The 26,048-nt window shown below is 67.5% G+C and carries 20 protein-coding genes; 12 read left to right on the forward strand and 8 right to left on the reverse strand.

All coding sequences use genetic code 11. The features are described 5' to 3' along the window. Positions 1 to 8: 8 nt before the first annotated feature. Both OG709_RS23540 and OG709_RS23545 read right to left on the reverse strand, forming a co-directional pair. Positions 9 to 1,397: a class II fumarate hydratase gene (locus OG709_RS23540; RefSeq protein WP_329167648.1), complete on the reverse strand. Its 1,389-nt coding sequence runs from the start codon at positions 1,395 to 1,397 to the stop codon at positions 9 to 11. 116 nt (positions 1,398 to 1,513) lie between these two features. Next, complete coding sequence (locus tag OG709_RS23545) at positions 1,514 to 3,190, reverse strand: fumarate hydratase (RefSeq protein ID WP_250298156.1); 1,677 nt, start codon at positions 3,188 to 3,190, stop codon at positions 1,514 to 1,516. Positions 3,191 to 3,373: 183 nt separating this feature from the next. Here OG709_RS23545 and OG709_RS23550 point away from each other — a divergent pair, with 183 nt between their 5' ends. Continuing rightward, entirely contained in the window at positions 3,374 to 4,042 is a 669-nt protein-coding gene (locus OG709_RS23550) for a DUF1707 SHOCT-like domain-containing protein (RefSeq protein ID WP_329167649.1), read from the forward strand. Positions 4,043 to 4,185: 143 nt separating this feature from the next. Further along, positions 4,186 to 4,554: a WhiB family transcriptional regulator gene (locus tag OG709_RS23555; protein WP_250298154.1), complete on the forward strand. Its 369-nt coding sequence runs from the start codon at positions 4,186 to 4,188 to the stop codon at positions 4,552 to 4,554. 122 nt (positions 4,555 to 4,676) lie between these two features. Here OG709_RS23555 and glpX read toward each other — a convergent pair whose 3' ends face one another. Then, the gene (gene glpX, locus OG709_RS23560; protein ID WP_250298152.1) at positions 4,677 to 5,708 is read right to left on the reverse strand and encodes a class II fructose-bisphosphatase; all 1,032 of its coding nucleotides are present in this window, start codon (positions 5,706 to 5,708) and stop codon (positions 4,677 to 4,679) included. Between the two features lie 126 nt (positions 5,709 to 5,834). Between glpX and OG709_RS23565 the strand changes: the two genes are divergently transcribed. After that, a complete protein-coding gene (locus OG709_RS23565) occupies positions 5,835 to 6,359 on the forward strand; it encodes a DUF4245 domain-containing protein (RefSeq protein ID WP_266641029.1) in 525 nt (174 codons plus the stop codon). Between the two features lie 97 nt (positions 6,360 to 6,456). Here OG709_RS23565 and OG709_RS23570 read toward each other — a convergent pair whose 3' ends face one another. From OG709_RS23570 to OG709_RS23585, 4 genes are all read right to left on the reverse strand, one after another. Next, entirely contained in the window at positions 6,457 to 7,047 is a 591-nt protein-coding gene (locus tag OG709_RS23570) for a malonic semialdehyde reductase (RefSeq protein WP_250298151.1), read from the reverse strand. A gap of 204 nt (positions 7,048 to 7,251) precedes the next feature. Further along, positions 7,252 to 7,473: an exodeoxyribonuclease VII small subunit gene (locus OG709_RS23575; RefSeq protein WP_250298149.1), complete on the reverse strand. Its 222-nt coding sequence runs from the start codon at positions 7,471 to 7,473 to the stop codon at positions 7,252 to 7,254. An 18-nt stretch (positions 7,474 to 7,491) separates the two neighbouring features. Then, entirely contained in the window at positions 7,492 to 8,757 is a 1,266-nt protein-coding gene (gene xseA, locus OG709_RS23580; protein WP_250298148.1) for an exodeoxyribonuclease VII large subunit, read from the reverse strand. 157 nt (positions 8,758 to 8,914) lie between these two features. Further along, positions 8,915 to 10,285, reverse strand: a complete 1,371-nt coding sequence (locus tag OG709_RS23585; protein ID WP_250298147.1) for an APC family permease — start codon at positions 10,283 to 10,285, stop codon at positions 8,915 to 8,917. Positions 10,286 to 10,338: 53 nt separating this feature from the next. Between OG709_RS23585 and OG709_RS23590 the strand changes: the two genes are divergently transcribed. After that, positions 10,339 to 11,364, forward strand: a complete 1,026-nt coding sequence (locus OG709_RS23590; RefSeq protein ID WP_250298146.1) for a 4-hydroxy-3-methylbut-2-enyl diphosphate reductase — start codon at positions 10,339 to 10,341, stop codon at positions 11,362 to 11,364. 30 nt (positions 11,365 to 11,394) lie between these two features. Then, positions 11,395 to 12,132 (forward strand): polyphosphate--glucose phosphotransferase, encoded by a 738-nt coding sequence (ppgK, locus tag OG709_RS23595; protein ID WP_250298145.1) that lies wholly within the window; start codon positions 11,395 to 11,397, stop codon positions 12,130 to 12,132. A gap of 71 nt (positions 12,133 to 12,203) precedes the next feature. Here ppgK and OG709_RS23600 read toward each other — a convergent pair whose 3' ends face one another. Continuing rightward, the gene (locus OG709_RS23600; RefSeq protein WP_443068585.1) at positions 12,204 to 12,680 is read right to left on the reverse strand and encodes a DUF6542 domain-containing protein; all 477 of its coding nucleotides are present in this window, start codon (positions 12,678 to 12,680) and stop codon (positions 12,204 to 12,206) included. 234 nt (positions 12,681 to 12,914) lie between these two features. Between OG709_RS23600 and ychF the strand changes: the two genes are divergently transcribed. The 7 genes from ychF to OG709_RS23635 all read left to right on the forward strand — a co-directional run bounded on the left by ychF (position 12,915) and on the right by OG709_RS23635 (position 26,009). Next, a complete protein-coding gene (gene ychF, locus OG709_RS23605) occupies positions 12,915 to 14,003 on the forward strand; it encodes a redox-regulated ATPase YchF (RefSeq protein ID WP_250298143.1) in 1,089 nt (362 codons plus the stop codon). 623 nt (positions 14,004 to 14,626) lie between these two features. Beyond that, positions 14,627 to 18,229 carry a type I restriction endonuclease subunit R gene (locus OG709_RS23610; RefSeq protein ID WP_266641022.1) on the forward strand — a complete coding sequence of 1,201 codons (3,603 nt, stop codon included), beginning with the start codon at positions 14,627 to 14,629 and terminating at the stop codon, positions 18,227 to 18,229. After that, positions 18,226 to 19,644 (forward strand): restriction endonuclease subunit S, encoded by a 1,419-nt coding sequence (locus tag OG709_RS23615; protein WP_266641020.1) that lies wholly within the window; start codon positions 18,226 to 18,228, stop codon positions 19,642 to 19,644. The genes OG709_RS23610 and OG709_RS23615 overlap by 4 nt, the downstream gene beginning before the upstream one ends. Beyond that, positions 19,641 to 21,260 (forward strand): type I restriction-modification system subunit M, encoded by a 1,620-nt coding sequence (locus tag OG709_RS23620; RefSeq protein WP_266641018.1) that lies wholly within the window; start codon positions 19,641 to 19,643, stop codon positions 21,258 to 21,260. Before OG709_RS23615 ends, OG709_RS23620 begins: the two co-directional genes overlap by 4 nt. A 416-nt stretch (positions 21,261 to 21,676) precedes the next feature. After that, positions 21,677 to 23,374 carry an ISAzo13 family transposase gene (locus tag OG709_RS23625; protein ID WP_266641017.1) on the forward strand — a complete coding sequence of 566 codons (1,698 nt, stop codon included), beginning with the start codon at positions 21,677 to 21,679 and terminating at the stop codon, positions 23,372 to 23,374. A gap of 215 nt (positions 23,375 to 23,589) precedes the next feature. After that, the gene (locus OG709_RS23630) at positions 23,590 to 24,321 is read left to right on the forward strand and encodes a hypothetical protein (protein WP_266641015.1); all 732 of its coding nucleotides are present in this window, start codon (positions 23,590 to 23,592) and stop codon (positions 24,319 to 24,321) included. Positions 24,322 to 24,389: 68 nt separating this feature from the next. Next, entirely contained in the window at positions 24,390 to 26,009 is a 1,620-nt protein-coding gene (locus tag OG709_RS23635) for an endonuclease NucS domain-containing protein (RefSeq protein ID WP_266641014.1), read from the forward strand. The last annotated feature ends 39 nt before the right edge of the window (positions 26,010 to 26,048 follow it).

Raw genomic sequence — 26,048 nt, forward strand, 5'->3', positions numbered from 1 at the left:
GCGAAGCCCTACGGCCGTGTCATCCCCAGCACGTCCAGCGCCGCGTCCAGTTCCGCCTTGGTGAGGACACCCCGGGACACGTAGCCGCCCTCCACCACCACCTCGCGGATCGTCTTCCGTTCGGCCACCGCCCGCTTCGCCACCTTCGCGGCCTCCTCGTACCCGAGGTACTTGTTCAGCGGCGTGACGACCGACGGCGAGGACTCCGCGTACTCCCGCGCCCGTTCCACATCCGCGGTGATCCCGTCGACCGTACGGTCCGCGAGCAGCCGGGAGACGCGGGCGAGGAGCCGTACCGACTCCAGGACGTTCTTGGCGATCACCGGCAGCATCACGTTCAGTTCGAAGTTGCCCGCGGCTCCGGCCGCCGCCACCGTCGCGTCGTTGCCGGTGACCTGCGCCGCCACCATCAGCACCGCCTCCGGGATCACCGGGTTGACCTTGCCCGGCATGATCGAGGAACCGGGCTGGAGGTCGGGCAGGGAGATCTCGGCGAGGCCGGTGCGCGGGCCCGACGCCATCCAGCGCAGATCGTTGGAGATCTTGGTGAGGCCGGCCCCGATGGTCCGCAGCTGGCCGGACGTCTCGACGATCCCGTCCCGGGCGCCCTGCGCCTCGAAGTGGTTGCGCGCCTCGGTCAGCGGCAGCCCGGTCGCGCGGGCCACCTCGGCGATCACCGCGGCCGAGAAGCCGGGCGGGGTGTTGATGCCGGTGCCCACCGCCGTACCGCCGAGGGGGAGTTCGGCGAGGCGGGGCAGCGAGGCGTGGAGCCGTTCGACGCCGTAGCGGATCTGCGCCGCGTACCCGCCGAACTCCTGGCCCAGGGTCACCGGGGTGGCGTCCATCAGGTGCGTACGCCCGGACTTCACGACCTCCGAGAACTCCTCGGCCTTGCGCTCCAGCGAGGCCGCCAGATGGTTCAGTGCCGGGATCAGATCGCCGGTGACGGCCGCGGTGGCCGCGATGTGGATGGACGAGGGGAAGACGTCGTTGGACGACTGGGAGGCGTTGACGTGGTCGTTGGGGTGCACGTCACGGCCCAGCCGCTCGGTGGCGAGCGTGGCGATGACCTCGTTCATGTTCATGTTCGACGAGGTGCCGGAGCCCGTCTGGAAGACGTCCACCGGGAACTCGCCGTCCCACCGCCCGTCCGCCACCTCGGCGGCGGCCTCCTGGACCGCCTGCGCGAGGTCCTTGTCGACGACCCCGAGCTCGGCGTTGACCTTGGCGGCTGCCGCCTTGATCCGGGCCAGCGCCTCGATGTGCGCCCGCTCCAGGGTCTGGCCCGAGACGGGGAAGTTCTCCACCGCACGCTGGGTCTGGGCGCGCCACTTGGCGGCGGCGGGGACCCGTACCTCACCCATGGAGTCGTGCTCGATCCGGTACTGCTCAGTCATCGTCGTACCTCCTTGTCGGACAGCAATGCCCCGGAGACGGGTGTTCCCGGCCGTACGCAAAAGATCACCCCGCACCGCCGGACGGCGGTGCGGGGTGATCCCGGGCAGTACGGCGGTCACGCCTGGCCGGGCGCCCTGACCGGGATGTTCAGGATCGTCGGCGCCCCGGCCGGCGCCTGGAAGAAGTCGTTGCCCTTGTCGTCGACCACGATGAAGGCCGGGAAGTCCTCCACCTCGATCTTCCACACGGCCTCCATGCCCAGCTCCTCGTACTCCAGGACCTCGACCTTCTTGATGCAGTCCTGGGCCAGCCGCGCGGCAGGGCCGCCGATCGAGCCGAGGTAGAAGCCGCCGTGCGCGCCGCAGGCGTCGGTGACCTGCTGGGAGCGGTTGCCCTTGGCAAGCATGACCTTCGAGCCGCCCGCGGCCTGGAACTGCGCCACGTAGGAGTCCATCCGCCCGGCCGTGGTCGGGCCGAACGAACCGGACGCGTACCCCTCGGGGGTCTTCGCCGGGCCCGCGTAGTACACCGGGTGGTCCTTCAGGTACTGCGGCATCTCCTCGCCCGCGTCCAGCCGCTCCTTGATCTTGGCGTGCGCGATGTCGCGGGCCACGACCAGCGGGCCGGTCAGCGAGAGCCGGGTCTTGACCGGGTACTTGGTCAGCTCGGCGAGGACGTCGTCCATCGGCCGGTTCAGGTCGACCTCGACGACGTCACCGCCCGCGTCCAGGTGCTCGTCCGTGGTGTCGGGGAGGAAGCGCGCCGGGTCGGTCTCCAGCTGCTCCAGGAAGACGCCCTCGGCGGTGATCTTCGCGACGGCCTGGCGGTCCGCCGAGCAGGAGACGGCGATGGCGACGGGCAGCGAGGCGCCGTGCCGGGGGAGCCGGACCACGCGGACGTCGTGGCAGAAGTACTTGCCGCCGAACTGGGCGCCGATGCCGATCTTCTGGGTCAGCTCGAAGACCTTCTGCTCCAGCTCCGTGTCACGGAAGCCGTGACCGGTCGGGGAGCCCTCGGTCGGCAGCTCGTCGAGGTAGTGCGCGGAGGCGTACTTCGCGGTCTTCAGCGCGAACTCGGCGGAGGTGCCGCCCACGGTGATCGCGAGGTGGTACGGCGGGCACGCGGCCGTACCCAGCGAACGGATCTTCTCCTCCAGGAACTTCATCATGGACGCCTCGTTGAGGACGGCCTTGGTCTCCTGGTAGAGGAAGGACTTGTTGGCCGAGCCGCCGCCCTTGGCCATGAAGAGGAACTTGTACGCGCCGCCGTCGGTCGCGTACAGCTCGATCTGCGCGGGCAGGTTCGAGCCGGTGTTCTTCTCCTCCCACATGGTGAGCGGGGCCATCTGCGAGTACCGCAGGTTGAGCTTGGTGTACGCGTCGAAGATGCCGTGCGACAGGGCCTCCTCGTCGCCGCCCTCGGTGAGGACGTTCTGGCCGCGCTTGCCCATGACGATCGCGGTGCCGGTGTCCTGGCACATCGGGAGCACACCGGCCGCGGCGATGTTGGCGTTCTTCAGCAGGTCGAGCGCGACGAACTTGTCGTTCGACGAGGCCTCGGGGTCGTCGATGATCTTGCGCAGCTGGGTGAGGTGGGCCGGGCGCAGGTAGTGCGAGATGTCGTGCATGGCCTCGGCGGCGAGCGTGCGCAGTGCCTCGGGCTCGACCTTGAGGAAAGTACGCCCGTCGGCCTCGAAGGTGGAGACGCCCTCGGCGGTCACCAGCCGGTACGGCGTGGTGTCGGCTCCCACAGGAAGCAGATCGGAGTACGCAAACTCTGGCATGACGGCCATTCCTCACTCGGCAGACGCGGGCTGGCCGCTATCGGCACAGCGTTCACCAGCGTAGAACCCCGGAGGGGGTGCGTGGCTGTGAGGTAGGGCTCAACGCCGGTGGGACCCCCGGGAAGGCGGGGCCGCCCAGTTGGCCCGGCGAAGTGCTAGTCGCGATCTATCGCGTTTGGGTACGCTGGGCCGGTGGACCTCGAAAAGCAGCCCCAGCAGCCGCAGCCCGTCGGCATCCGTGCGTCCGACGCCGACCGCGACCGGATCGCCGACATCCTCAGGGACGCCCTGGCCGAGGGGCGTCTGGACGCCGAAGAGCACTCCGAGCGGATCGAGTCGGTCTACCGCGCCAAGACCCTCGGCGAACTGGAGCCGCTGGTCCAGGACTTGCCCGGACACAGCAACCGCAGCGAGCCGGGCGCCGCGGGGCACCCGCTCCCGTCGGACGACTCCGGCACGCCGGTCACCGCGGACAACCTGATCGCGGTCTTCTCCAGTTCGACCCGCAAGGGGCGCTGGCGGATCGGCCGCAGGACGAACGCGTTCTCGCTCTTCGGCAACATCGAGATCGATCTCACCGAGGCGCTGTTCGAGCAGCGGCTCACGGTCATCAACGCCACTTCGATCTTCGGCAACGTCGAGGTCACGGTCCCGGAGAACATCACGCTGCGCGGCAACGGCACGGGGATCTTCGGCAACTTCGAGGTCGACACCCTCGAATCGGAGAACCCGGAGGCGCCGGTGGTCGTGGTGAACGGCTACTCGGTCTTCGGCAACATCGAGGCCAAGCCGAAGCGCGGCAAGCTGATCGCGGACCTGCACGACCACATCCAGAAGAAGCTGCGCAAACACCTCAAGTAGGCGGTGTGACGGCCCCGATGGGGCGGTCCGGCACCCCCGGCGGGACGGCCGCGTCCTTCGGTACACAGTGCATAGGCGCGCGCACAGCGGGTAGGGACTGCTGCATCGTCTCTCGCTCGCGAAGCCGTCGTCAGGAGTAGACCGTGCTGCATCCGCCGCATCAGTCCTTGCAGGTCGCTGCCGTGCCACCGCAGCGTCTTCCGGCTCGGGAGGATCAGGCAGGGCCCTGGCATGCGGAGGCGGTGTGCCGCCGGGACGAGGCGGGGCTCTTCTTCGCCCCGTCCAAGGAGCCGACGGCCGCCCGTCTCGCCCGCGAGGAGGCGGCGAAGCGGGTCTGCGCCCGCTGTCCGGTGATGGTCGAGTGCCAGGAGCACGCGCTGCTGCAGCCCGAGCCGTACGGAGTCTGGGGCGGGCTGACCGCGGCCGAGCGCCGCGTCGTCCTGGCCCGGCGCCGACGGCGCGAGGTGGAGCTGAGGAGCGCGGCGGCGGACCCCATGGCGCAGGCGGGCTGACCGCGGGAGACCCGCGGCATGCGAGAAGGGGCGCCCCCGCCGCACACGGGGGGCGCCCCTTCCGCCGGATTCCGCTTCGCCCGGCCCTCTGCGGCGCCGGGCTCCGCACCTGCTTCCAGGCGCTACTTGGCGCGGTCGAAGTCGACCGCGCTGTACGCGCGCAGCTTCGACAGCCGGTGCGTCGAGTCGATCTGCCGGATGGTGCCGGACTTCGAGCGCATGACCAGGGACTGGGTGGTCGCGGTCTCGGCCCGGTAGCGCACGCCGCGCAGCAGCTCGCCGTCGGTGATGCCGGTGGCGACGAAGAACACGTTGTCCCCGCTGACCAGGTCGGTCGTGGACAGCACCCGGTCCAGGTCGTGGCCCGCGTCGAGGGCACGCTGCCGCTCGGCCTCGTCCTTCGGCCAGAGCTTGCCCTGGATCGTGCCGCCGAGGCACTTGATCGCACAGGCGCTGATGATGCCCTCGGGCGTACCGCCGATGCCCATCAGCAGGTCGACGCCGGTGCCTTCTCGTACGGCCATGATCGAGCCGGCCACGTCGCCGTCCGAGATGAACTTGATCCGGGCGCCGGTCTCCCGGATCTCCTTGACGATCCCGTCGTGGCGGGGGCGGTCGAGGATGACCACGGTGACGTCCTCGGGCGACGACCTCTTCGCCTTGGCGACCCGGCGGATGTTGACCGAGACGGGGGCGTTGATGTCGACGAAGTCGGCGGCCTCCGGGCCGGTGACCAGCTTGTCCATGTAGAACACCGCGGACGGGTCGAACATCGAGCCGCGGTCGGCGGCGGCCAGCACGGCGATCGCGTTCGGCATGCCCTTGGCGTTGAGCGTGGTGCCGTCGATCGGGTCGACGGCGATGTCGACCTCCGGGCCGGTGCCGTCGCCGATGTGCTCTCCGTTGAAGAGCATCGGGGCTTCGTCCTTCTCGCCCTCGCCGATGACGACGACGCCGTTCATCGAGACGGTGGAGACGAGCGTCCGCATCGCGTTGACCGCGGCACCGTCCGCCCCGATCTTGTCGCCCCGCCCGACCCACCGGCCGGCGGCCATGGCGGCGGCCTCGGTGACCCGGACGAGCTCCAGGGCGAGGTTGCGGTCCGGGGCCTCGGGGGAGACCTCCAGCTGCGAAGGGAGATGATGCTCGGTCATCGGCACGCACCTTTCTGATACGACGACGGCCGTATGTAGAGGGTTCGTTCGATTCTATCGTCAGGCCGACAAAATGAGCAGCGGGCCCCACGTATGAGCGAGCGGGCGACCTGAGAGCATGGGGCCGTGGCAGGTACGCGAAGCAACAAGACGGTGCGGGGACTGGTGCAGTCGATGGCGGTCATCGGCGCCGCCGCCGCATGTATCTACGTATTCGTTCCGCATGCCGGGACTTCCGAACCGGTGAAGACGGTCGACTACCGCGTGGAGCAGCTCACGGCGCAGCGCGCGGCGCCGTACCCGGTGCAGGCGCCGGTCGGGCTCCCCGGGGGCTGGAAGGCGACGTCGGTCTCCTACGAGCGGCAGAACGGCAATGCGTGGCACCTGGGGTTCCTGGACCCGGAGGGGCAGTACGTGGCCGTGGAGCAGTCCACCGGCCCCGCGGCGGAGTTCGTCACGGCCGTGAGCAAGGACGCGTCGAAGACGTCCGGTACGCAGCAGGTGGGCGGCGAGACCTGGCAGCGCTGGAAGGGTGCCAAGTACGACGCCCTGGTGCGCCACGACAAGGGTTCCACCACGGTGGTGACGGGGACCGCGTCGTACGAGCAGCTGGCGAAGATGGCGGCGGCGCTCAAGTCCGGACAGGCGTGACGTCCCGGCGGTGCGAGCCGCCGGGTACGCCGAGAGGCCGCCGCGCCCCTGTGGGGTGCGGCGGCCTCTCGGTATGCCTGGGGTCCTGACGGACGGGTCAGACGGTGGTGATGACCTCGTCGAGGGACAGGCGCGGGGAGCGCGGGAACCACGCGTCGTCGCCCGGCTTGCCGATGTTGATGACCATCAGCGGGGTGTGGTCGTCGTCCAGGAACTCCTTCTGGATGCCGGCGAAGTCGAAGCCCGTCATCGGACCGGCGGCCAGACCGGCGGCGCGGATGCCGACGATGAAGTAACCGGCCTGGAGGGTGGCGTTGACCAGGGCGGCCTGCTCGCGGACCGGGCGCTCGGAGAAGAACGCGTCCTTGGCCGCGGGGAAGTGCGGGAGCAGCTGCGGGAGCTCCTCGTGGAACTCGTTGTCGGCGGAGAGGATCGCGACCAGCGGGGCGGTGGCGGTCTTCTGCGCGTTGCCCTCGGCCATGTGCTGCACGAGGCGCTCACGGGCCTCGGGGGAGCGGACGAGGGTGATGCGCAGCGGCGACTGGTTGAAGGCGGTCGGCCCGAACTTGACCAGGTCGTAGATCGCCTGCACCTGCTCCTCGGTCACCGGCTCGTCGGTGAAGGTGTTCGCGGTGCGCGCCTCACGGAAGAGGAGGTCCTGGGCGGCGGGGTCGAGAACGAGCGACATCTTTCGTACCTTCCGGGCATACGGGGGATCCGGGTGGTGGATCACGGGGGATCCAGGCGGTGGATCGCGGGCGTCCTCGACTGTACGACCGAGATGTATTAAGTTTCAACTAAATCCGCCCCGACGTGATCGGCCTCACAACCGGACCGGCCCTCCGAATACCGCCCCCCGAACGTCGGCCCTCACCCCGCTCCGCCGGGGCCGTCAGTCCTCGCCCCGCTCCGTGCCCTCGGCCAGCGCCGCGTCCAGGCGCGCCCGCGCCCCGTCCAGCCAGCCCCGGCACACCTTCGCCAGCTCCTCGCCCCGCTCCCAGAGCGCCAGGGACTCCTCCAGCGTCGTCCCCCCGGTCTCCAACCGCCGCACGACATCGATCAGTTCGTCGCGCGCCTGCTCGTAGCCCGGCGCCGCTTCATCCGTCTTGGCCATCTCGTCCACCCTTCGCCTTCACTCGTGCTCTTCGTCCGGTCGCGTCCGCTCTTCGCCCGGTGGTACCGCCGGATCCCTCGGTGCGACCGTGACGTCCAGCTCGCCCCCGGCTACCCGGGCCCGCAGCGGCTCTCCGTCCGCCACCTCGTCCGGGACCCGCACCACCGCCCCGTCCGCCCGCTGCAACACCGCGTACCCCCGCTCCAGCGTCGCCGCCGGGGAGAGCGCCACCACCCGCGCGCGGGTGTGCGCGAGCTCCGAGTCCGCACGGTCCAGCAGGTGCCGCAGCGTGCGCCTGCTCCGCTCGACGAGCGCGTCGACGACCTCCTCGCGCTCCTCCACCATCCGCCGCGGTCGCTCCATCGAGGGCCTGGCCAGTGCGGCGGCCAGCCCGCGCTGCTCCCGGTCGAGCAGCCCCTGGACGGACCGCAGCGCGCGGTCCCGCAGCAGCCGGACCCGGTCCAGCTCCTCCCCGACGTCCGGTACGACCTTCTTCGCCGCGTCCGTCGGGGTGGACGCCCGGACATCCGCCACCAGATCCAGCAGCGGCGAATCCGGCTCGTGCCCGATCGCCGAGACGACCGGCGTACCGCACGCGGCCACCGCCCGGACCAGCTGCTCGTCGGAGAACGGCAGCAGATCCTCCACGCTGCCCCCGCCCCGCGCCACGATGATCACGTCCACGTCCGGAAGCCCGTCCAGCTCCCGCACCGCTTCGACCACCTGCGGCACGGCGTGCACCCCCTGCACCGCCACATTCCGCACCTCGAACCGCACGGCGGGCCAGCGCCGCCGTGCGTTCTCCAGCACGTCCCGCTCCGCCGCCGAGGCCCGGCCCGTCACCAGACCGACCAGCTGCGGCAGGAAGGGCACCGGCTTCTTACGGTCCAGGGCGAACAGGCCTTCCCCGGCCAGCGTCCTCTTCAGCTGTTCCAGGCGGGCCAGCAGTTCACCGATCCCCACCGGCTTCATCTCCACGGCCCGCAACGACAACTGGCCGCGCGGCGCGTACCACTCGGGCTTCGCGTGGACGACGACCCGCGCGCCCTCCGCCACCACGTCCGCGACCGCGTCGAAGACCTGCCGGAAGCAGGTCACGGACACCGAGATGTCGTACGAGGGGTCGCGCAGCGTCAGGAACACCACCCCCGCGCCCGGCCGGCGCGACAGCTGGGTGATCTGCCCCTCGACCCACACCGCGCCGAGCCGGTCGATCCACCCCCCGATGAGCCGCGACACCTCGCCCACGGGCAGCGGTGCGTCCGCACTCGTATTCAGAGCCATGCACGCAGGCTATGCGGTGCCACTGACATCGACGGCCGCCGACGGGTCCGGGGTGAGCCCGCCGACGGATCCGGGAGAGACGGCGGGGCCGCCGGGAAAGAACCACGGATCCGCCGGGAAGGACAGCGACAGTTCCCGTCAGGAGAGACAGGTCCCGTCAGGAGAGACCGCCGACCCGGCGCCCGCGCTGCACGGCGAACACCACGAGCCCGGCCGCCAGCCAGATCAGCCCGACCCACTGCGCCGTGCTCGTCGCCTCCACGATCACCGCGACCGTCACCGCCGCACCCAGCACCGGCATCAGCACATGCCGCCACCAGACCGGCGGCCCCTCCTCCTTCTTCACCGCGAACCAGCCCACCACCGAGGCGTGCAGCAGGACGAACGCGGTCAGCGCCCCGATGTCGACCACCGACACCAGCCGGTCCAGGCCGTCGTCGCGCCGCGCCGCCCACACCGCCGCCACCAGCGTCACCACCGCGGCCAGCAGCAGCGCGACCCGCGGCACCCCGGACGGGCCGTCCACCTTCGCGAGGACGCGCGGCAGCCGCCGGTTGCGGCCCATCGCGAAGAGCAGCCGTCCCGCCGCCGCCTGTCCCGCCAGTGCCGCGAAGGCCGCCCCGATCGCCTTGCTCACCGCGACCAGGTCGTGCAGCCAGCTGCCGACCGCGGAGTCCACCGTGTCGTAGAAGGCCGACCCCTGCGCGGCCGGATCGGCGGCCAACTTCGCCGACGACACCGGCTCCAGAACCGCCGCCAGGTACCCCTGCACGATGAACAGCACACCCGCGAGCACCAGGCAGAACAGCACCGCCCGCGCGACCTTCGCCGACCCCCCGGTGACCTCCTCCGCGAACGAGGCGATCGCGTCGAACCCCAGGTACGACAGCACCGCCACGGACACCGCCCCGAGCACCGCCGACAACGAGAACCCGGTGTCGGCGGTGAACGGCGTCGCCCAGCCCTGCCGCGGCCCGTGCTGGATCAGCACCACCACCGCGGCCACCACGAACACCCCGAGCACAACGATCTCCAGCGCGAGCACCGCGAAGCCGACCCGGGCCGCCGCCCGTACGCCCCAGAGGTTCAGCAGCGTGGTCACCACCACGGCGAGCGCGGTCCACACCCACCGCGACACCGAGGGCACGAGCGCGTTCAGCGCGATCCCGGAGAAGAGGTACGCGACCGCCGGGATCAGCAGGTAGTCGAGCAGCGCCATCCACCCGGCGATGAAGCCGGGCCCCTCGCCGAGGCCCTTGCGCGCGTAGGCGAAGACCGATCCGGCCTGCGGGACGACCCGCACCATCTGGGCGTAGCTGAACGCGGTGAATCCCATCGCGATCGTGGCCACGACGTAGACGAGTGCCACCGCGCCGTGCGCTTTCGCGTCGAGGGTGCCGAAGATCCCCACGGGCGCCATCGGGGCGATGAAGAGCAGCCCGTAGACGACCAGATCCCGGAAACCGAGATTCCGTCGAAGGGTAGGCGCTGCCCCACCACTGTCCGTAGTCGTGCCATCGGTAGTCATGACGCCAGTCTTCCCGCAAGCGCGAGCCCCGGCCCGCAGGGCACGGCCTTACGATGGACGGTATGACTGCACAGACTGCCCGTCGTGTCCTGCTCGCCGCCCCCCGTGGGTACTGCGCCGGTGTGGACCGTGCCGTGATCGCCGTCGAGAAGGCCCTTGAGCAGTACGGTGCGCCCGTCTACGTCCGCAAGGAGATCGTGCACAACAAATACGTCGTGCAGACCCTGGAGAAGAAGGGCGCCGTCTTCGTCGACGAGACGCAGGAGGTCCCGGAGGGCTCCATCGTGGTCTTCTCCGCGCACGGCGTCGCGCCCGTCGTCCACGACGAGGCGGCGCAGCGCAGTCTCGCGACGATCGACGCCACCTGCCCGCTGGTCACCAAGGTCCACAAGGAAGCCGTCCGCTTCGCCAACGACGACTACGACATCCTGCTGATCGGCCACGAGGGCCACGAGGAGGTCGTCGGGACGAGCGGTGAGGCGCCCGAACACATCACGCTCGTGGACGGCCCCGAGGACGTCGCCAACGTCACCGTGCGCGACGAGTCGAAGGTGGTCTGGCTCTCCCAGACCACCCTCTCCGTGGACGAGACCATGGAGACGGTCGACGCGCTCAAGGAGAAGTTCCCGCAGCTCATCTCGCCGCCCAGCGACGACATCTGCTACGCCACCCAGAACCGGCAGACCGCCGTCAAGCAGATGGGCGCGGACGCCGACCTGGTCATCGTCGTCGGCTCCAAGAACTCGTCGAACTCGGTACGGCTGGTCGAGGTGGCGCTCGGCGCGGGCGCCCGCGCCTCCCATCTGGTGGACTTCGCCGAGGAGCTGGACGAGGCCTGGCTGGAGGGCGTCAGCACGGTCGGCGTCACCTCGGGCGCCTCGGTCCCGGAGATCCTGGTCGACGGCGTACTGGAATGGCTGGCCGCGCGCGGCTTCGGCGATGTGGAGATCGTGAAGGCGGCCGAGGAGTCGATCACCTTCTCGCTCCCCAAGGAACTCCGCCGTGACCTGCGCGCCGAGGCGGCGAGTCTCTCCGCCGACGCGGCGGGGAGTCACCCCGCGGAGCCTTCCGGCAAGTGACGGAGCGTTCCGCGCCGTAACGTGGGAGCCATGCAGATCTTCGGTGTGGACATCGGCGGATCCGGGATCAAGGGCGCTCCCGTGGACCTGGACCGCGGAGACCTCGCGCAGGAACGTCACAAAGTGCTGACCCCGCATCCGGCCACGCCCGACGGTGTGGCCGACGGGGTCGCCGAGGTGGTCAAGAACTTCGCCTGGACCGGCACGGTGGGGATCACCTTCCCCGGTGTCGTCACCGAAGGCACCGTCCGCACGGCGGCCAATGTCGACAAGAGCTGGATCGGCGTCGACGCGGCGGCTCTGATCGGCGGCAGGCTGGACCTGCCGGTGACCGTACTCAACGACGGGGACGCCGCGGGCATCGCGGAGATGACCTTCGGGGCGGGCCGCGACCGCACGGGCACGGTCATCCTGCTCACGCTCGGTACGGGCATCGGCTCGGCCGTCTTCCGTAACGGGAACCTGCTGCCCAACACCGAGCTGGGCCACCTCGAACTGCACGGCCACGACGCGGAGACGCGCGCGTCGACGAAGGCCAAGGAGGACGAGGACCTGAGCTGGCACCACTGGGCGCACCGCGTGCAGAAGTACCTGGCGCACGTGGAGATGCTCTTCTCGCCGGAACTCTTCATCATCGGCGGCGGCGTGAGCCGCAAGTCCGAGAAGTTCCTTCCCCTGATCGAGGGGATCCGCGCGGAGATCGTGCCGGCCCAGCTGCAGAACAACGCGGGCATCGTGGGCGCGGCGATGGCGGCGTCCCGCCGCTGACCGGTTCCGGCCCGGAAGCCTGGGGCCCGGGGTTCGATCCCGGCCGCCCCTCCGGCCCCTGAGGCCCCTGACTACCGGTACCGCCGCCGGATCATCCGTACCTTCCGCACGGTCGCGATCACCCCGGCGACCAGCGTCCCGCCGTACAGCCACCCGGCGTTCAGCGCGAGCGTCGTGATCACGGCGAGTACCCGCCCGCCGACCCCGCCGGTGCCACCGGCGATCGGCAGCGTGCCGAAGGCGAACGCGATCGGCACGCTGACCGGCGCGGTGACCAGATCGGCGGGGCGCACCCAGACCGCGGTCAGTGCGGCGACCGGCAGGAACAGCAGCCCGTACATCAGCGGCCCGCCGTCGAACAGCAGCCAGTCCACGCAGCCGAGCAGGAACATCACCCCCGCGGCGAAGATCCCGCCGCCCAGGCCGGTCAGCCGCGGATTCGGCAGCCGCCGCAGCGCGACCACCACCGGCGGTACGGGTCGCCGGGCCCGGACCGGGGCCGTCCGGTAGACGGTCGCCGACGGGGGCGGAGACGGGGGCGCCGCGATGCTGCTCTCGGAAGGACCGTCCGGCTGAGACGTACGAATCCTGGGTCGCTGGTCCACTTGACCAAAGTAGGTTGCGGGACGGGATGAATCCGGCGTTGGACACGCGCTTTGAGCGAGCTTGGCGATCAGTTCGATGGCACGGGGCGCCGGGTCCCGTACGACACGCCCGTAAACTGGGCGATCGGCCCACCTCCGGGCCGGGTACATCAGCTCTCGCTACGGGAAGTCGCCAACGTGTCGCTCACGATCGGAATCGTCGGTCTGCCGAATGTCGGCAAGTCGACCCTGTTCAACGCCCTGACCAAGAACGACGTGCTGGCGGCCAACTACCCGTTCGCCACCATCGAGCCGAACGTCGGCGTCGTCGGTGTCCCCGACGTCCGCCTGGCCAAGCTCGCCGAGGTCTTCGGCTCCCAGAAGATCATCCCGGCGACGGTCGACTTCGTCGACATCGCGGGCATCGTGCGCGGGGCGTCGGAGGGCGAGGGGCTGGGCAACAAGTTCCTGGCGAACATCCGCGAATCCGATGCGATCTGCCAGGTCATCCGCGCCTTCAAGGACGAGAACGTCGTCCACGTCGACGGCAAGGTCTCGCCCAAGGACGACATCGAGACGATCAACACCGAGCTGATCCTCGCCGACCTCCAGTCCGTGGAGAAGGCGGTCCCGCGCCTCACGAAGGAGTCCCGCCTCCAGAAGGAGAAGGTCGCGGTCCTGGCGGCCGTCGAGGAGGCCCAGAAGATCCTCGAAGCGGGCACCACGCTCTTCGCGGCAGGCATCACGGCCAACACCGAGAAGGGCCGCCTCCTCCACGAGCTGCACCTCCTCACCACGAAGCCCTTCCTGTACGTCTTCAACGTCGACGAGGACGAACTGGTCGACGAGGACTTCAAGAACGAGCAGCGCGCCCTGGTCGCCCCCGCCGAGGCGATCTTCCTCAACGCCAAGATCGAGTCCGAGCTGATCGAACTCGACGACGCGGAGGCGCTCGAACTCCTCCAGTCGATGGGCCAGGAAGAGCCGGGCCTGGCCACACTCGGCCGCGTCGGCTTCGACACGCTGGGCCTCCAGACGTACCTGACGGCAGGCCCCAAGGAGTCCCGCGCCTGGACGATCAAGAAGGGCGCGACGGCTCCCGAGGCGGCCGGTGTGATCCACACCGACTTCCAGAAGGGCTTCATCAAGGCCGAGGTGATCTCGTTCGCGGACCTGATGGAGACGGGCTCGGTCGCGGAGGCACGCGCGAAGGGCAAGGCCCGGATGGAGGGCAAGGAGTACGTGATGCAGGACGGGGATGTGGTGGAGTTCCGCTTCAACGTTTAGTTGAAATTTGAACTAAATGTTGCATCTCGTAAAGGCACAGGTCAAAAGGGGTCCGTCAGTCCGAGGCGGGCCCCTTTTGCGGCTCCGTCGAAGGTCGGACGGTGCTTTGGTGCTGAATGTTGTCCCGCAGGGCCGGATCGGACCACCTGTCGGCACCTGTGGCCACCCCCGGAATGCTGTCCCGTGCTGACATTGCGCTTTGCGTGGAGCGCCCCGAACGTGCACGAAATCTTGAGGGTGGACGGTTGTGGGATCTCGGGGCAACGTCTGGCGGCAACCGCGGCAGGGCGTGCTGGATTCTTGGTAATTGACTTGACGGAGCGTCAGCTTCGGGTAGGTATGGGTGCCAGTTCCGTACCGCGCGCTCAAGCTGTAGGCCGCGGGCTCAGGTCAGCGCGGGACCCACAAGACATGGGAAATCGGATCGTACTCGGGCTGGGTACTGGTTCTGGTGCTCGAGACATACGTGTCGATCTGACTCTGGACAAGCGACGGGGCACGGGTGCCGTCGATCTTGCGTGATCGGGTTCATTCGCCAGAGCGGAGTGTCTGGTCAGGCGTAGGCTGAATGGTCTCATCACAGGTGGGGGCCGGATGCGGCCCAGGGCGGGGAGCGGCAGCGTATGAGCGGGCAGGAACAGCGTCGTGAGCAGGTTCCGGAGCAGCTGAAGGCAGCGGCCCGGAAGTCGCCCAACTTCGGGCGGCTCTACGCGATGCAGCCCCTGCTCGCGATCTACGGTTCTCAGGCCGAACAGTCAGTCTTCACCAACCCCAACGTCTCGTATGTGGCGTCCGGCCAGTTCGGAGAGGTGCTCGCCGAGGAGCTGGTCCAGCGGGCAGGGGTGCGGGTCGAAGGGGCCCGCCAGATTGACCGGCTCGTCGGGCTCCAGCGGGCCGGTCTGCTGCCGGGCCGCACCCGGGACGCATTCGATACCCTCCGACGGGGGCGGAATGACGCAGCGCACAACCACCTCTTCGACACCAGTAAGGCCCTCAAGGCGGTCGAGCTCTGCTTCCAGCTCGGGCAGTTCTTTTCCCGCGCGATCGACGGTGTCCGTGAGATCTCCGCGTTCGTACCGCCGCAGCTGCCGAGGGACGTGGCAGCCGGACCCGCTGAGCTTGAGGAGCTCCGCAAGGCGCTCGGACACCACCAGCACACCCTCGCCGAGTCCCGCACCCGCCTCGGCGAGGTCGGCGACCGGCTAGAGGCTGAACAACGCGGCCGGGCGGAGGCCGAGAAACTGACCGCGGCCGCCGAACAGGCCCGCGCCGAGTCTGAAGCACTGGCCGCAAGCTATCGGGAGGAAATCGAGCGGCTCAGGAGCGAGCAGCAGAGCCGCTACAACCAGGAGCGGCTGAAGCCCCGCCCTGTCGCCGCCGCAGCTCGCGAGGCGATCGTCGCCCGTGCACAGCGGCCCGAGCCGCTCAACGAGGTACAGGCTCGCGTCCGTATTGATGAAATGCTTGCCGCCGCTGGATGGACAGTCCAGGACAAGGCCAATCTCAATCCGCTCGCCTCCCAGGGCGTCGCGGTCCGCGAGTTCACCCTGGCCACCGGCCGCGCCGATTACGTCCTCTACGTCGACGGCACGATCGTCGGCGTCATCGAAGCCAAGCGTGAGGGCACCGCGCTGGCCGGGGCACTCGCCCAGAACGAGCGGTACGCTGCTGGCGTCCTCAAGGAGCACTCCCTGGCGGTCTGGCGTGAGGAGGAACCGTTCGCCTTCCGCTACGCGACTACCGGCGCTGAGACATTCTTCGTCAACCTCCTCGACCCGCATGCCCGTTCCCGCCCGGTCTTCTCCTTCCACCGGCCCGAGACGTTCGCCGCCTGGATGAACCGGGCCACCGAGCGCCCGGATGTTCCCACGTTCCGCGCCGCCCTGCGCACCGGGCTCCCGGTCCTGGAGTCCCACGACCTTCGCGCGGCCCAGGAAGAGGCGATCACCCGACTGGAGCACTCCCTTAGCCAGGACAAGCCGCGTGCCCTGATCCAGATGGCCACCGGTGCGGGCAAGACGTACGCCGCCGTCACCGAGGCGTACCGACTGCTCAAGCACGCGGGTGCGGGCCGCGTCCTCTTCCTCGTCGATCGCAATAACCTCGGCCGCCAGGCCAAGGCCGAATTCGATAAATACCGCGCCCCGGACGAGAACCGTAAGTTCACCGACCTCTACAACGTCGACACGCTCGGCCGGACCGGCCTCCAGGAGACCTCCGCCGTAGTCGTTTCCACCATCCAGCGCATGTACTCCCTCCTCAAGGGTGAGCCGTTGGAGGACACAAGCGAGGCCGAGGATCGCGAGGACTCCTCCACCCTCGACGAGAACTACATGACCGACCGCCCGGTCACCGTCGAGTACAACGCGGACGTCCCCATCGAGTCCTTCGACGTGATCGTCATCGACGAGTGCCACCGATCGATCTACGGCCTGTGGCGCGGCGTCCTCGACTACTTCGACGCTCACTTGGTCGGCCTCACCGCCACCCCCACTCGCCAGACCAAGGGCTTCTTCGACAACAACATGGTCTCCGAGTACACCTACGAGCGGGCCGTCGCTGACGGCGTCAACGTCGACTTCGACGTGGTCGCCATGGACACCTCAGTACGGGAAGCGGGCGGCGCCAAGATCGACAAGGGCACCACGGTCCGTATTCGCGACCGCAAGACCCGTGCCCAGCGGTACGAGGAACTGGACGAGGACTTCGCGTACACGGTCGGCCAGATCGGTCGCACGGTGATCACTGAGGATGAAATCAGGGCTGTCCTCACCTCGTACAAGAATAATTGGCAGCGCTGGTTCCCGGGCCGCGCCGAACTGCCCAAGACCCTCGTCTTCGCGGCGAGCGACGACCACGCTGACGAAGTCCTGAAGCAGGTCAAGCAGGTGTTTGGACGCGGCGACGCCTTCGCTAAGAAGATCACCTATCGGTCTCGGGACAAGGGCGACGACCCTGAGCAGCTCGTTAACGACCTGCGGAACTCGCCGCTGCTCCGGGTCGCCGTCACCGTCGACATGATCGCTACGGGGACGGACATTCGTGCGCTGGAGTGCGTGATATTCCTGCGGGCCGTACGCAGCCCCGTCCTTTTCGAGCAGATGAAGGGTCGCGGCTCCCGCACGATCGACGCCGACGAGCTGAAGTCGGTGACGCCGGAGGCGGCGACAGACCTCGTCAAAGACCGTTTCGTTCTGGTCGACGCGGTTGGCGTCACCGCGTCGCCGCTGGTCGACACTCGGCCGATGCTGCCGCCGGACACCGGGAACCTCAGCACGGACAAGCTCATGGAGAAGGCGGGCAGCCGCACCCTCACCGCCGAGCAGGCCGAGACTCTCGGCCGCCGCCTGGCCCGTCTGGACCGAAAGCTCACCGAGGAGGAGCGCGAGCAGATCAAGCAGGCATCGGACGGCGTCCCACTCGGCGAACTGGTCCGGCGGATCTCGGATGCGGTGGACGTCGACACCCAGGATCGGGCGTACAGAGAGGGCGGCGCAGACCGGGCGCGGTGCCTCGTCCAGGACGCGGTCGAGGTTCTGACCACGCACCCGGAGCTCCGCAAGCTGATCGTCGGCATCAAGCAGCAGCACGACTTGACGTACGACGCAACGACCGAGGTCGGGATCCGATTGACGGAGGTACCCCGAGAAGAACGTGCGGAGAAGGAACTGGCCGAGTGGCGCCAGTTGTTGGACAGTCGCCAGCGCGACGAGCAGGCGGCGGAGGCGATCGCACTCCAGGTGATCCTCGGCAGCGGATCACGGGTCCGCCCGCAGGAGGCACGGGCCCATCTTCGCGAGCTGCTGGCTACCATCAAGGTCACCAACCGGACGTGGACCCCGAAGGTCATCTGGAACCACTACGACCTGCTCGGCAAGGCGTCGGAATCCCTCTCGAAATCGGCCGGCCTCGGCGACCTCATGAACCTCGTCCGCTACACGCTCGGCGCAGACGATGAACTCCGCCCTTACCGTACGGTGGTCGAGGAGCGCTTCGAGGGCTGGCTGCTGCGGCAGCAGCAGGCGGGTGTGGAATTCACCGAAGACCAGCTGTGGTGGCTGCACCGTATCAAGGACGCCATCGCGGTGGACGTCGGAATGGAACGCGAGGACTTCAGCCACCTTCCCTTCTCGGCGAAGGGCGGCGGCCGCGGCTTCGCAAACGCCTTCGGTGACAAGGACCGGGCGCTGGAACTGCTGGACGAGCTGAATCAGGAACTGGCTTGAGTACGAAGATGGGCGATTTGCCAGAGGGATGGGCCTGGGCAACGCTAGGGGACGTTGCCCAATGGGGTAGCGGGGGAACTCCAAAGGCCAAGGCGCCAGCCTACTACGGTGGCAATATTCCGTGGGCAGTCATCGGCGATATGGATGATGGCGTGCTACGTGGGACCGCGCAGTCCATTACGGAGGCCGGACTCACCGCCAGTTCGGCGAAGTGGATTCCTAAAGGTGCAGTTCTAATTGCAATGTATGGCTCGATCGGTAAGTTGGCGATCACCGGGACTCCGATCACTTCAAATCAGGCGATCGCCCACGCAGTTCCTTTGGTTGAGGCATTGGAAACCAAGTACCTGTTCTGGTACTTGCGTAGCGAACGCGAGCGACTCGTTGCCGCTGGAAAAGGAGGAGCGCAGCAAAACATCAGCCAGAGCGTACTCAAGCAATGGCCAATTCCCGTACCGCCACTCGCCGAACAGCACCGCATCGTAGAGGCCCTCGAAGAGCAACTCTCGCGGCTCGATGCGGCATCGTCTACCGTGGATAGAGCCTTCCGCAGGCTACCAGCACTCTTTCGGTCCGTTGTCGATGCAGAGCTGCGAGCGGCTTCAGACTGCCCGCTTACGGCGCTGCATGACGTACTGAGTGAGCCGCTGCGTAATGGGCATTCAGCGAAAGCCACCACCGATTCAGACGGTGTGCGTACATTGAGCCTGACTGCCGTTACTAGTGGGTACTTCGCCGACGTCAACACGAAAGTTACAGTAGCTGATCGTGAGCGGGTAAAGGACCTGTGGTTGGAACCGGGAGATCTCCTGATCCAGCGGTCCAACACCCCCGAACTCGTAGGCACGGCGGCACTTTTCAATGGGGATCGAGACTGGGCGATTTTTCCGGATCTTTTGATTCGAGTGCGGCTCACTTCGCGAGTCCTCCCCGAATATGCGCTGCTTGAGTTGCAGAGCCGGCGAGGGCGCGCCTACTTCAAGAGCCGCGCGAAAGGGCTGGCCGGGTCGATGCCGAAGATCGACCAGGCGACGATCGAAGGATTCTCATTCCCTGTTCCGGAACTGGAAGTTCAGAAACAGGTAGTTGATCGCGTGGCGAGCGAGCGCGAACGTATCTCGCGGTTGACCGTGGAGCTGGTCAACTCAAGACGGCGAGCAGCCAGCTTGCGTAACGGGCTCCTTCGGAAGGCGTTCATTGGCAATCTGATCCCCCAGAACCCCGCCGACGAACCCGCCACAATCCTCCTCGCCCGCATCGCCACCGCGCACGACGCCGCCAAGCCCGGCCGAAATGCGAAGCGCGCCGCGCGCCCCCGTAAGACGGCGGCCGCAGCCGGGGGGACCGATGCCACCCCCGCACCTGCCGCAACCCCCGCCCCCATCACCACCGTTCAGCAGGAGCTCTTCCAGTGACAGCCCCCGCCCAAGGCGACGTAGTCCTCCCCTCCGCCGAGGGCGTCCCGCTTACCGAGACGCCCAAGTCCAAGAAGGCCGCCGCGCAGACCAACACGCTGGTCGCCAAGCTCTGGAACTACTGCAACGTCCTCCGCGACAACGGTATGTCGACCATCGAGTATGTAGAGCAGCTGTCGTACTTGCTCTTCCTGAAAATGGTCGACGAGATCGAGAACGACCCGTGGGAGGGCCGCGACCTCAGCGGCATCGTGCCAGAGGACTACAACTGGAAGTCCCTCGTCAGCAAGCGCGGAGGGGAACTCGAAGCCCACTACCGCGCTACCCTGGAGCACTTGGGCAGTAAGCCCCACACCACGATCGGCACAATCTTCGCCGACGCACAGAACCGAATCACCAAGCCCGCGCTGCTCGAAAAGCTGGTCGTGGAGCTGATCGGTCGCGAGGAGTGGACGGTCACCGGCACCGACCTGAAGGGCGACGCCTACGAGGGGCTGCTCGCCAAGGGGGCATCAGACACAAAGACAGGAGCCGGCCAGTACTTCACGCCGCGCTCACTCATCGACGCGATGGTGGACGTGACCCGACCCGGTCCGGAAGACACCATCACCGACCCCGCCTGCGGCACCGGCGGGTTCCTGATCGCCGCGCACACGTACATCACCCGGCTCCACATCGCGGACATGGACCTTGAGGCCCGCAAGGCGTACGACAGCGGCCGCAAAATCTGGGGCAACGAGCTGGTCACCGGTACAGCCCGCCTCGCCGCCATGAACATGCTCCTCCATGGCATCGGCAAGAGCGACGGCCCGAGCCTGATCGACGTCAGCGACGCATTGGCCGAGAAGCCGAGCGGACGGCACGCCTCACTCGTCCTCGCCAACCCGCCCTTCGGGCGCAAGTCCGCGATCACTGTAATTGGCCAGGACGGCGACCTGGAGAAGGAGGACGTCCAGTACGACCGTGACGACTTCACCGCCACCACGACCAACAAGCAGCTCAACTTCCTGCAGCACATCATGTCGTTGACTGCCGTGAACGGCCGGGCGGCTGTCGTCCTTCCGGACAACGTCCTCTTCGAGGCAGGTGCAGGTGCAAAGGTCCGCCGCAAGCTGCTCGACGAGTTCGAGCTGCACACGATCTTGCGCCTGCCTACTGGAATCTTCTATGCAGGCAACGTCAAGGCCAACGTCCTCTTCTTCGATAAGAAGCCTCCACGCGCCGACGGCAAGCCGCATACCACCGTCACCTGGTTCTACGATTTCCGCACTGGCCAACACTTCACCATGAAGCGGCGCCCGCTGACCCGCCCCCACCTGGACGACTTTGTCGCCAAATACAAGGCGGGCGAGGCGATTTCTGCCCGTGTCGCCGACGAGGGCGACAACGCCCCCTGGAAGTCATACACATACGAGGAGTTGACGGCGCGCGACCAGGTCAACCTCGACATCATCTGGATGAAGGACCCCGCCTTGGAGGACGCGGACAGCGACCTGGAGCCGGAGGTCATCGCGGAGGACATCGTGCGTGATCTCCAATCCGCCCTCGCCGAGTTCACTGCCATCGCGAAGTCCCTGGGCGCGGATGTGGACGTACCGGAGGCGGAAGAGGTCTGACGACATCCGTAAGTTTCGTCGTCACCGCGTCGAAGGGCCGCGTTGCCAAGTGCCTTGTGGCCCTTCGGTGTTCCCGCGGAACTGCTGCCGCCTACTCCTCTGGGACGATGATGCCGAAAGTTCCTTTCGCCGGAACCGTCTCTACGATGTGCCGACCCGGTGATGAAGCGGCCGCGACAGCCATAATGGCGGACGCTCCCTCGGCGGTGAACGGGCCTCGCGGCTGACTGGTCAGCTTACGGCCGTGCAACTGGCCATAGTCGCTCGCCCACCTGTCACGGAACCCTGAGGCGATGCTCGCGGACCATACGGCAGGCAGGTGCGAGCGAGGTCCGCTACTGGGCCGACGCCCAAAACGCTAAGGGCTTGCAGAGGATTTACCCGTAGCTTCCCTGTTTGGTGGTCGTTGGCGTGGTATGGAAGCGACGGAAGACGTAGCGGCGGTGTTGGCGTCGAAGTTCACGGTGCTGTTGCCACATCTGGATGAACGTCAGCGTCGTCTGCTGCTGGCGGCCGAGGCCCGGGCGCTGGGCCATGGTGGGATCAGAGTGGTCGCCCGGGCCGCTGGCGTGCGCGAGGCAACGGTGTCACTGGGCGTCACTGAACTGGACTCCGGCGAGGCCCCGTTGGGGCGGGTGCGCCGGGCCGGCGGTGGCCGCAAACGGGTGGTCGACCTGGACCCGGGACTTCGCCCGGCACTGCTGGCCCTGGTGGAGCCGGATGTGCGGGGAGATCCGATGTCGCCTCTGCGGTGGACGACGAAGTCCACCCGCCACCTGGCCGCCGAGCTCACCCGCCAGGGCCACCGGATATCCGCCGACACCGTCGCCGACGTACTGCGCGAGGAAGGCTTCAGCCTCCAGGGCAACGCCAAGGTCATCGAAGGGAAGCAACACCCCGACCGGGACGGACAGTTCCGTTACATCAACGAACAGGCCAAGGCCCACCAGGCGGCCGGCGACCCGGTGATCAGCGTCGATACGAAAAAGAAAGAAGTGCTGGGCCCGTTGAAAAACGGCGGCGGGGAGTGGCGGCCCGCGGGTGATCCCGTGCGGGTCAGCACCCACGACTTCCCGGACAAGGAACTCGGCAAGGCCGTGCCCTACGGCATCTACGACCTGGCCGCGAACACCGGCTGGGTCAGCGTCGGCACCGACCACGACACCGCGGCCTTCGCCGTCGAATCCATCCGCCGCTGGTGGAAAGCCCGCGGCACGCAGGACTACCCGCGGGCCAGGCGGCTGCTCATCACCGCCGACGCCGGCGGCTCCAACGGCTACCGCACCCGCGCCTGGAAGACCGAACTCGCCGCCCTGGCCCTGGAGACCGGCCTACAGGTCACTGTCTGTCACTTTCCTCCGGGCACATCGAGATGGAATCGGATCGAGCACCGGCTGTTCTCCCACATCACGATGAACTGGCGCGGCAGGCCGCTGACCAGCCACGAAGTCATCGTGAACAGCATCGCGGCAACCACCACCCGCACCGGTCTGAAAGTCCACGCCGAACTCGACACCGCCACCTACGCCACCGGGGTCCGCATCGCCGACCGGCAGCTGGACGCACTGCCCCTGGCCCGCCACGAGTGGCATGGCGACTGGAATTACACCCTCCGCCCCGAGGCATACTGCCGTGACGGCACCCCGCCCATCCCACCCCAGGATCTCCCCGGCCCCGGCCGCGCATGGCTGGTCCATCCGGACCTGACCGGCCTGCAGCCCGACCGGTGGGACCAGCTGATCGGCAAGCTGGCGGCGGCCCGCGAGCTCCAGCGGGAAGAGGACCTTCAGCAGCGACGCGGCGGCGACCGGCAGAAAACCCCCGCAGCCGGTCTCTACACCGGCCGACGCCCCGGCCTCACCCTCGTCGACCGCCTCCTGTCCACCATTCTCTACCAGCGGTTCAAGCTCCCCCAAGTCGTCATCGCCCCGCTCTTCGCCGTGACACCCATGACCCTCAACCGGGCCATCAGCCAAACCCGCCGACTCCTCCACCGCATCGGGCACACCATCGAACCGGCCCAGACGCAGCTGGCCACCCTCGACGATCTCACCGATCTCGCCGCCCACCTCGGCACCACACCAACACCAGAGATCAAGACGGCGAGTTATTAATCGGCAAGCCCTAACCTGGCCGACCTTGTATGTATCGCGAGGGTTCCAGAATCCAGCTGTGAGGGAGTGAAGGGCCGGAGCCGAACCGATCAGATCAAGCCACAAACCGACCATGGTCCTCGAAGCCGCGTGATCGACCTCTGTACGGTGCAGGGAACATCAGGAATCCACGTCTCGAAGTCCCCTGTCCTCCCAAGCGCCGCACAGAGGTACGAATGGCCATCGCACACCCTCAGACCCGTCAGTTCGAGTCGTTCGTCACCAACCTGTCCTACGCACGCCAGATGGTGCGAGCCGGGCAGGCATTGGAGGTGCTCAGCCCCAAGGGCATCGACACCGGCGACTTCTACAGGGCCGCCTGGGTGCAGTCCATCGCCGCCCTCGAACACTGGGTGCAGGAGGAGGTGTTGCGCCGGGTAGCGGAAGAAGCCGCCAAGGATGACTCGGACATGCCGCGGAAGCTCCGTGACTACCCCTTGCCGCTGCACTGTGTGGAGAGAGTGCAGCGAGGCGAAACGACCACCGCCGAGGTAGTCGCGGAGCGGGTACGCCAGGACATCGCCCGTCAGACCTTGCAGAACCCGGACGCTATCGCGAAGGTGATGTCACTAGTCACCGACGTCAAGGTGTGGCGGGAGGCGGCGAAGTGTGTCAACCGGTGGAATCAGTACCGCACTTCATACGACGAGAAGCGACTGCGCGGCCAGTACATCCTGCTGCTCCGCCGTCGCAACCAGATCGCACACGACGCGGATTTGATCGATGGCGACCTCAAGCAGCGTCGACCGATCAGCGAAGCTGATGTCACGGACGCCCTCAAGTGGATCGAGCGGATTGCACTCGCGCTCGCGTACGCGCTGGAGGGGGACGCGTCTACGACCTCAGGGCATCCGGCTTCGGCCGGGGCTTCGGAAGCGCCAGGCGGAGATCAGCCGCACATGGGCTAAGAGTTCGTCATCGACCAATGCGAACTCGTTCTAGAGTCCTTGTCAGTCCTCCGGTCTAACCTCTGGCCATGCGACCGCCTCTTGAGAACGTCCTGCGCAATGCCCTCGTACAGAACCTCGAACTGATCGAGCCGGGACTCCGGCCGGTTCAGTTCCAGGAGTACCCGCTCCCCAATGCCCATGGCACGAGGGGCAGCATCGACATCTTGGCTCGTGATCGCCATCAGATGTGGGTGGTCATCGAGCTGAAGCGGTCCCGCTCCAGCGCACGGCAGGCCCTGCACGAAGTCAACAAGTACACGGAGCTTCTCTGCCGTGAGAAGAACCTCGCGCCGGATCGCATCCGTGCCGTGATCGTGGCTATGCCAGATGACTGGGAGGAACTCCTGATCGCTGTCAGTCACGCGGCGCGTGACTGGAGCCATGATCTTCGGGGATACCGACTGTTCCTGGACAGTAGAGGTACCCCCACAGGGGCCGAGCGGGTGGAGCTTCTGCCTCGGGCGTTCGAGCCCCGCGTTACCCCCATCCACAACCTGTTCTTCTTCACCACGGAGGAACAGCGCGAGCAGGGCTGGAGGATCATCAGTAAGGTTGCGGACGAGCTTGGGGCGCTCGACCTGCTGGCGGCGGATCTGGACCGGGTAGCGGAGAAGCACTACATCCCTGCGCCTTTCGGCCTGTACCTTGCGATAGGCCGGGTGAACGAGGAACTCGCTGCGGCGGATCTCCTAAGTGGTTACGACGGGCCGGAGCCGTTCGCCGCCGAGCACCAGGCTGAGTACCTGGCCCTTTGCGCAATCTGCAATCGTCTTGCGCGCAGCGAGATGCGTGGAATGAACATGGAATCTGCGCAGCCAGGGCTGCTGAAGAATCTCGCCGACAACCCCAACTGGGCCATACAAGGCTTCCGGGGTACCGGCGCCTACGACGACACAGCGGCCTTTGAGCAGCTGGACCTGTTCCGCTTCCTTACCGGGGACGAGCGAGGAGACAGCCAGGTCCTCTACACGGGTACCGCCAGCCCGCAGGTATCCAGCCGTTGGCAGGCGTTCCGGCAGGAGATCCGGCAGAGCCTGGCCGGCAACCATGAGTGGGAGTCACTGATGGAGGGTTGGCTCGACGAAGTGAGCCCGAAGGTCGGTGACGGAGACGTCGGGCTGCACGTCTACAACCCATGTGACCTCCTGCAAGCAATCATCCACGGGTGGCCGGACCGGATGGAGAAGCTTCTACCCATGGTCATGGGCGAAGCCGTACCTCGACAAGGGCTGCGGAGCTCGGTGCGTGGTGTCCTTTGTTGGAACGGGCGAGGCATGCCGCTCCCTGATGCAGTACGGCTCGTGTACCGAGACCCTCTGTTTCTGATGAGCAACGTGTACGCGGGGACCGCGTGGGAACGTGACCGCGAGCTTCTGGATCTCCTCGGGCTGCACTACGTACTCCTGGAAAGCATCGGCCCCGCCAGAACTGAGGCATCTGCATCCGACGAGCACCGCATCTGGATGCATCACGAGCAGGGTGTTCGCGTCTACTCCTCAGCCTCAAACTCTCGCGAGTACACGCAGGCATACACCAGCATCGCGGCTGATGGCGAGATCGTCCCAGTTAGGCAGTACCTCGCAAGGCATTCCCGCGAGGCGGAGACCGTGGCCAGGGAGTACCGCGCCTTCGTCCATGCCATTTAGCAGACAACAATCGCAACCGAGAGCGACGGTGAGCCTCGG

This window comes from Streptomyces sp. NBC_01267 (assembly GCF_036241575.1).
In the GTDB taxonomy this organism is placed as follows: Bacteria; Actinomycetota; Actinomycetes; order Streptomycetales; family Streptomycetaceae; genus Streptomyces.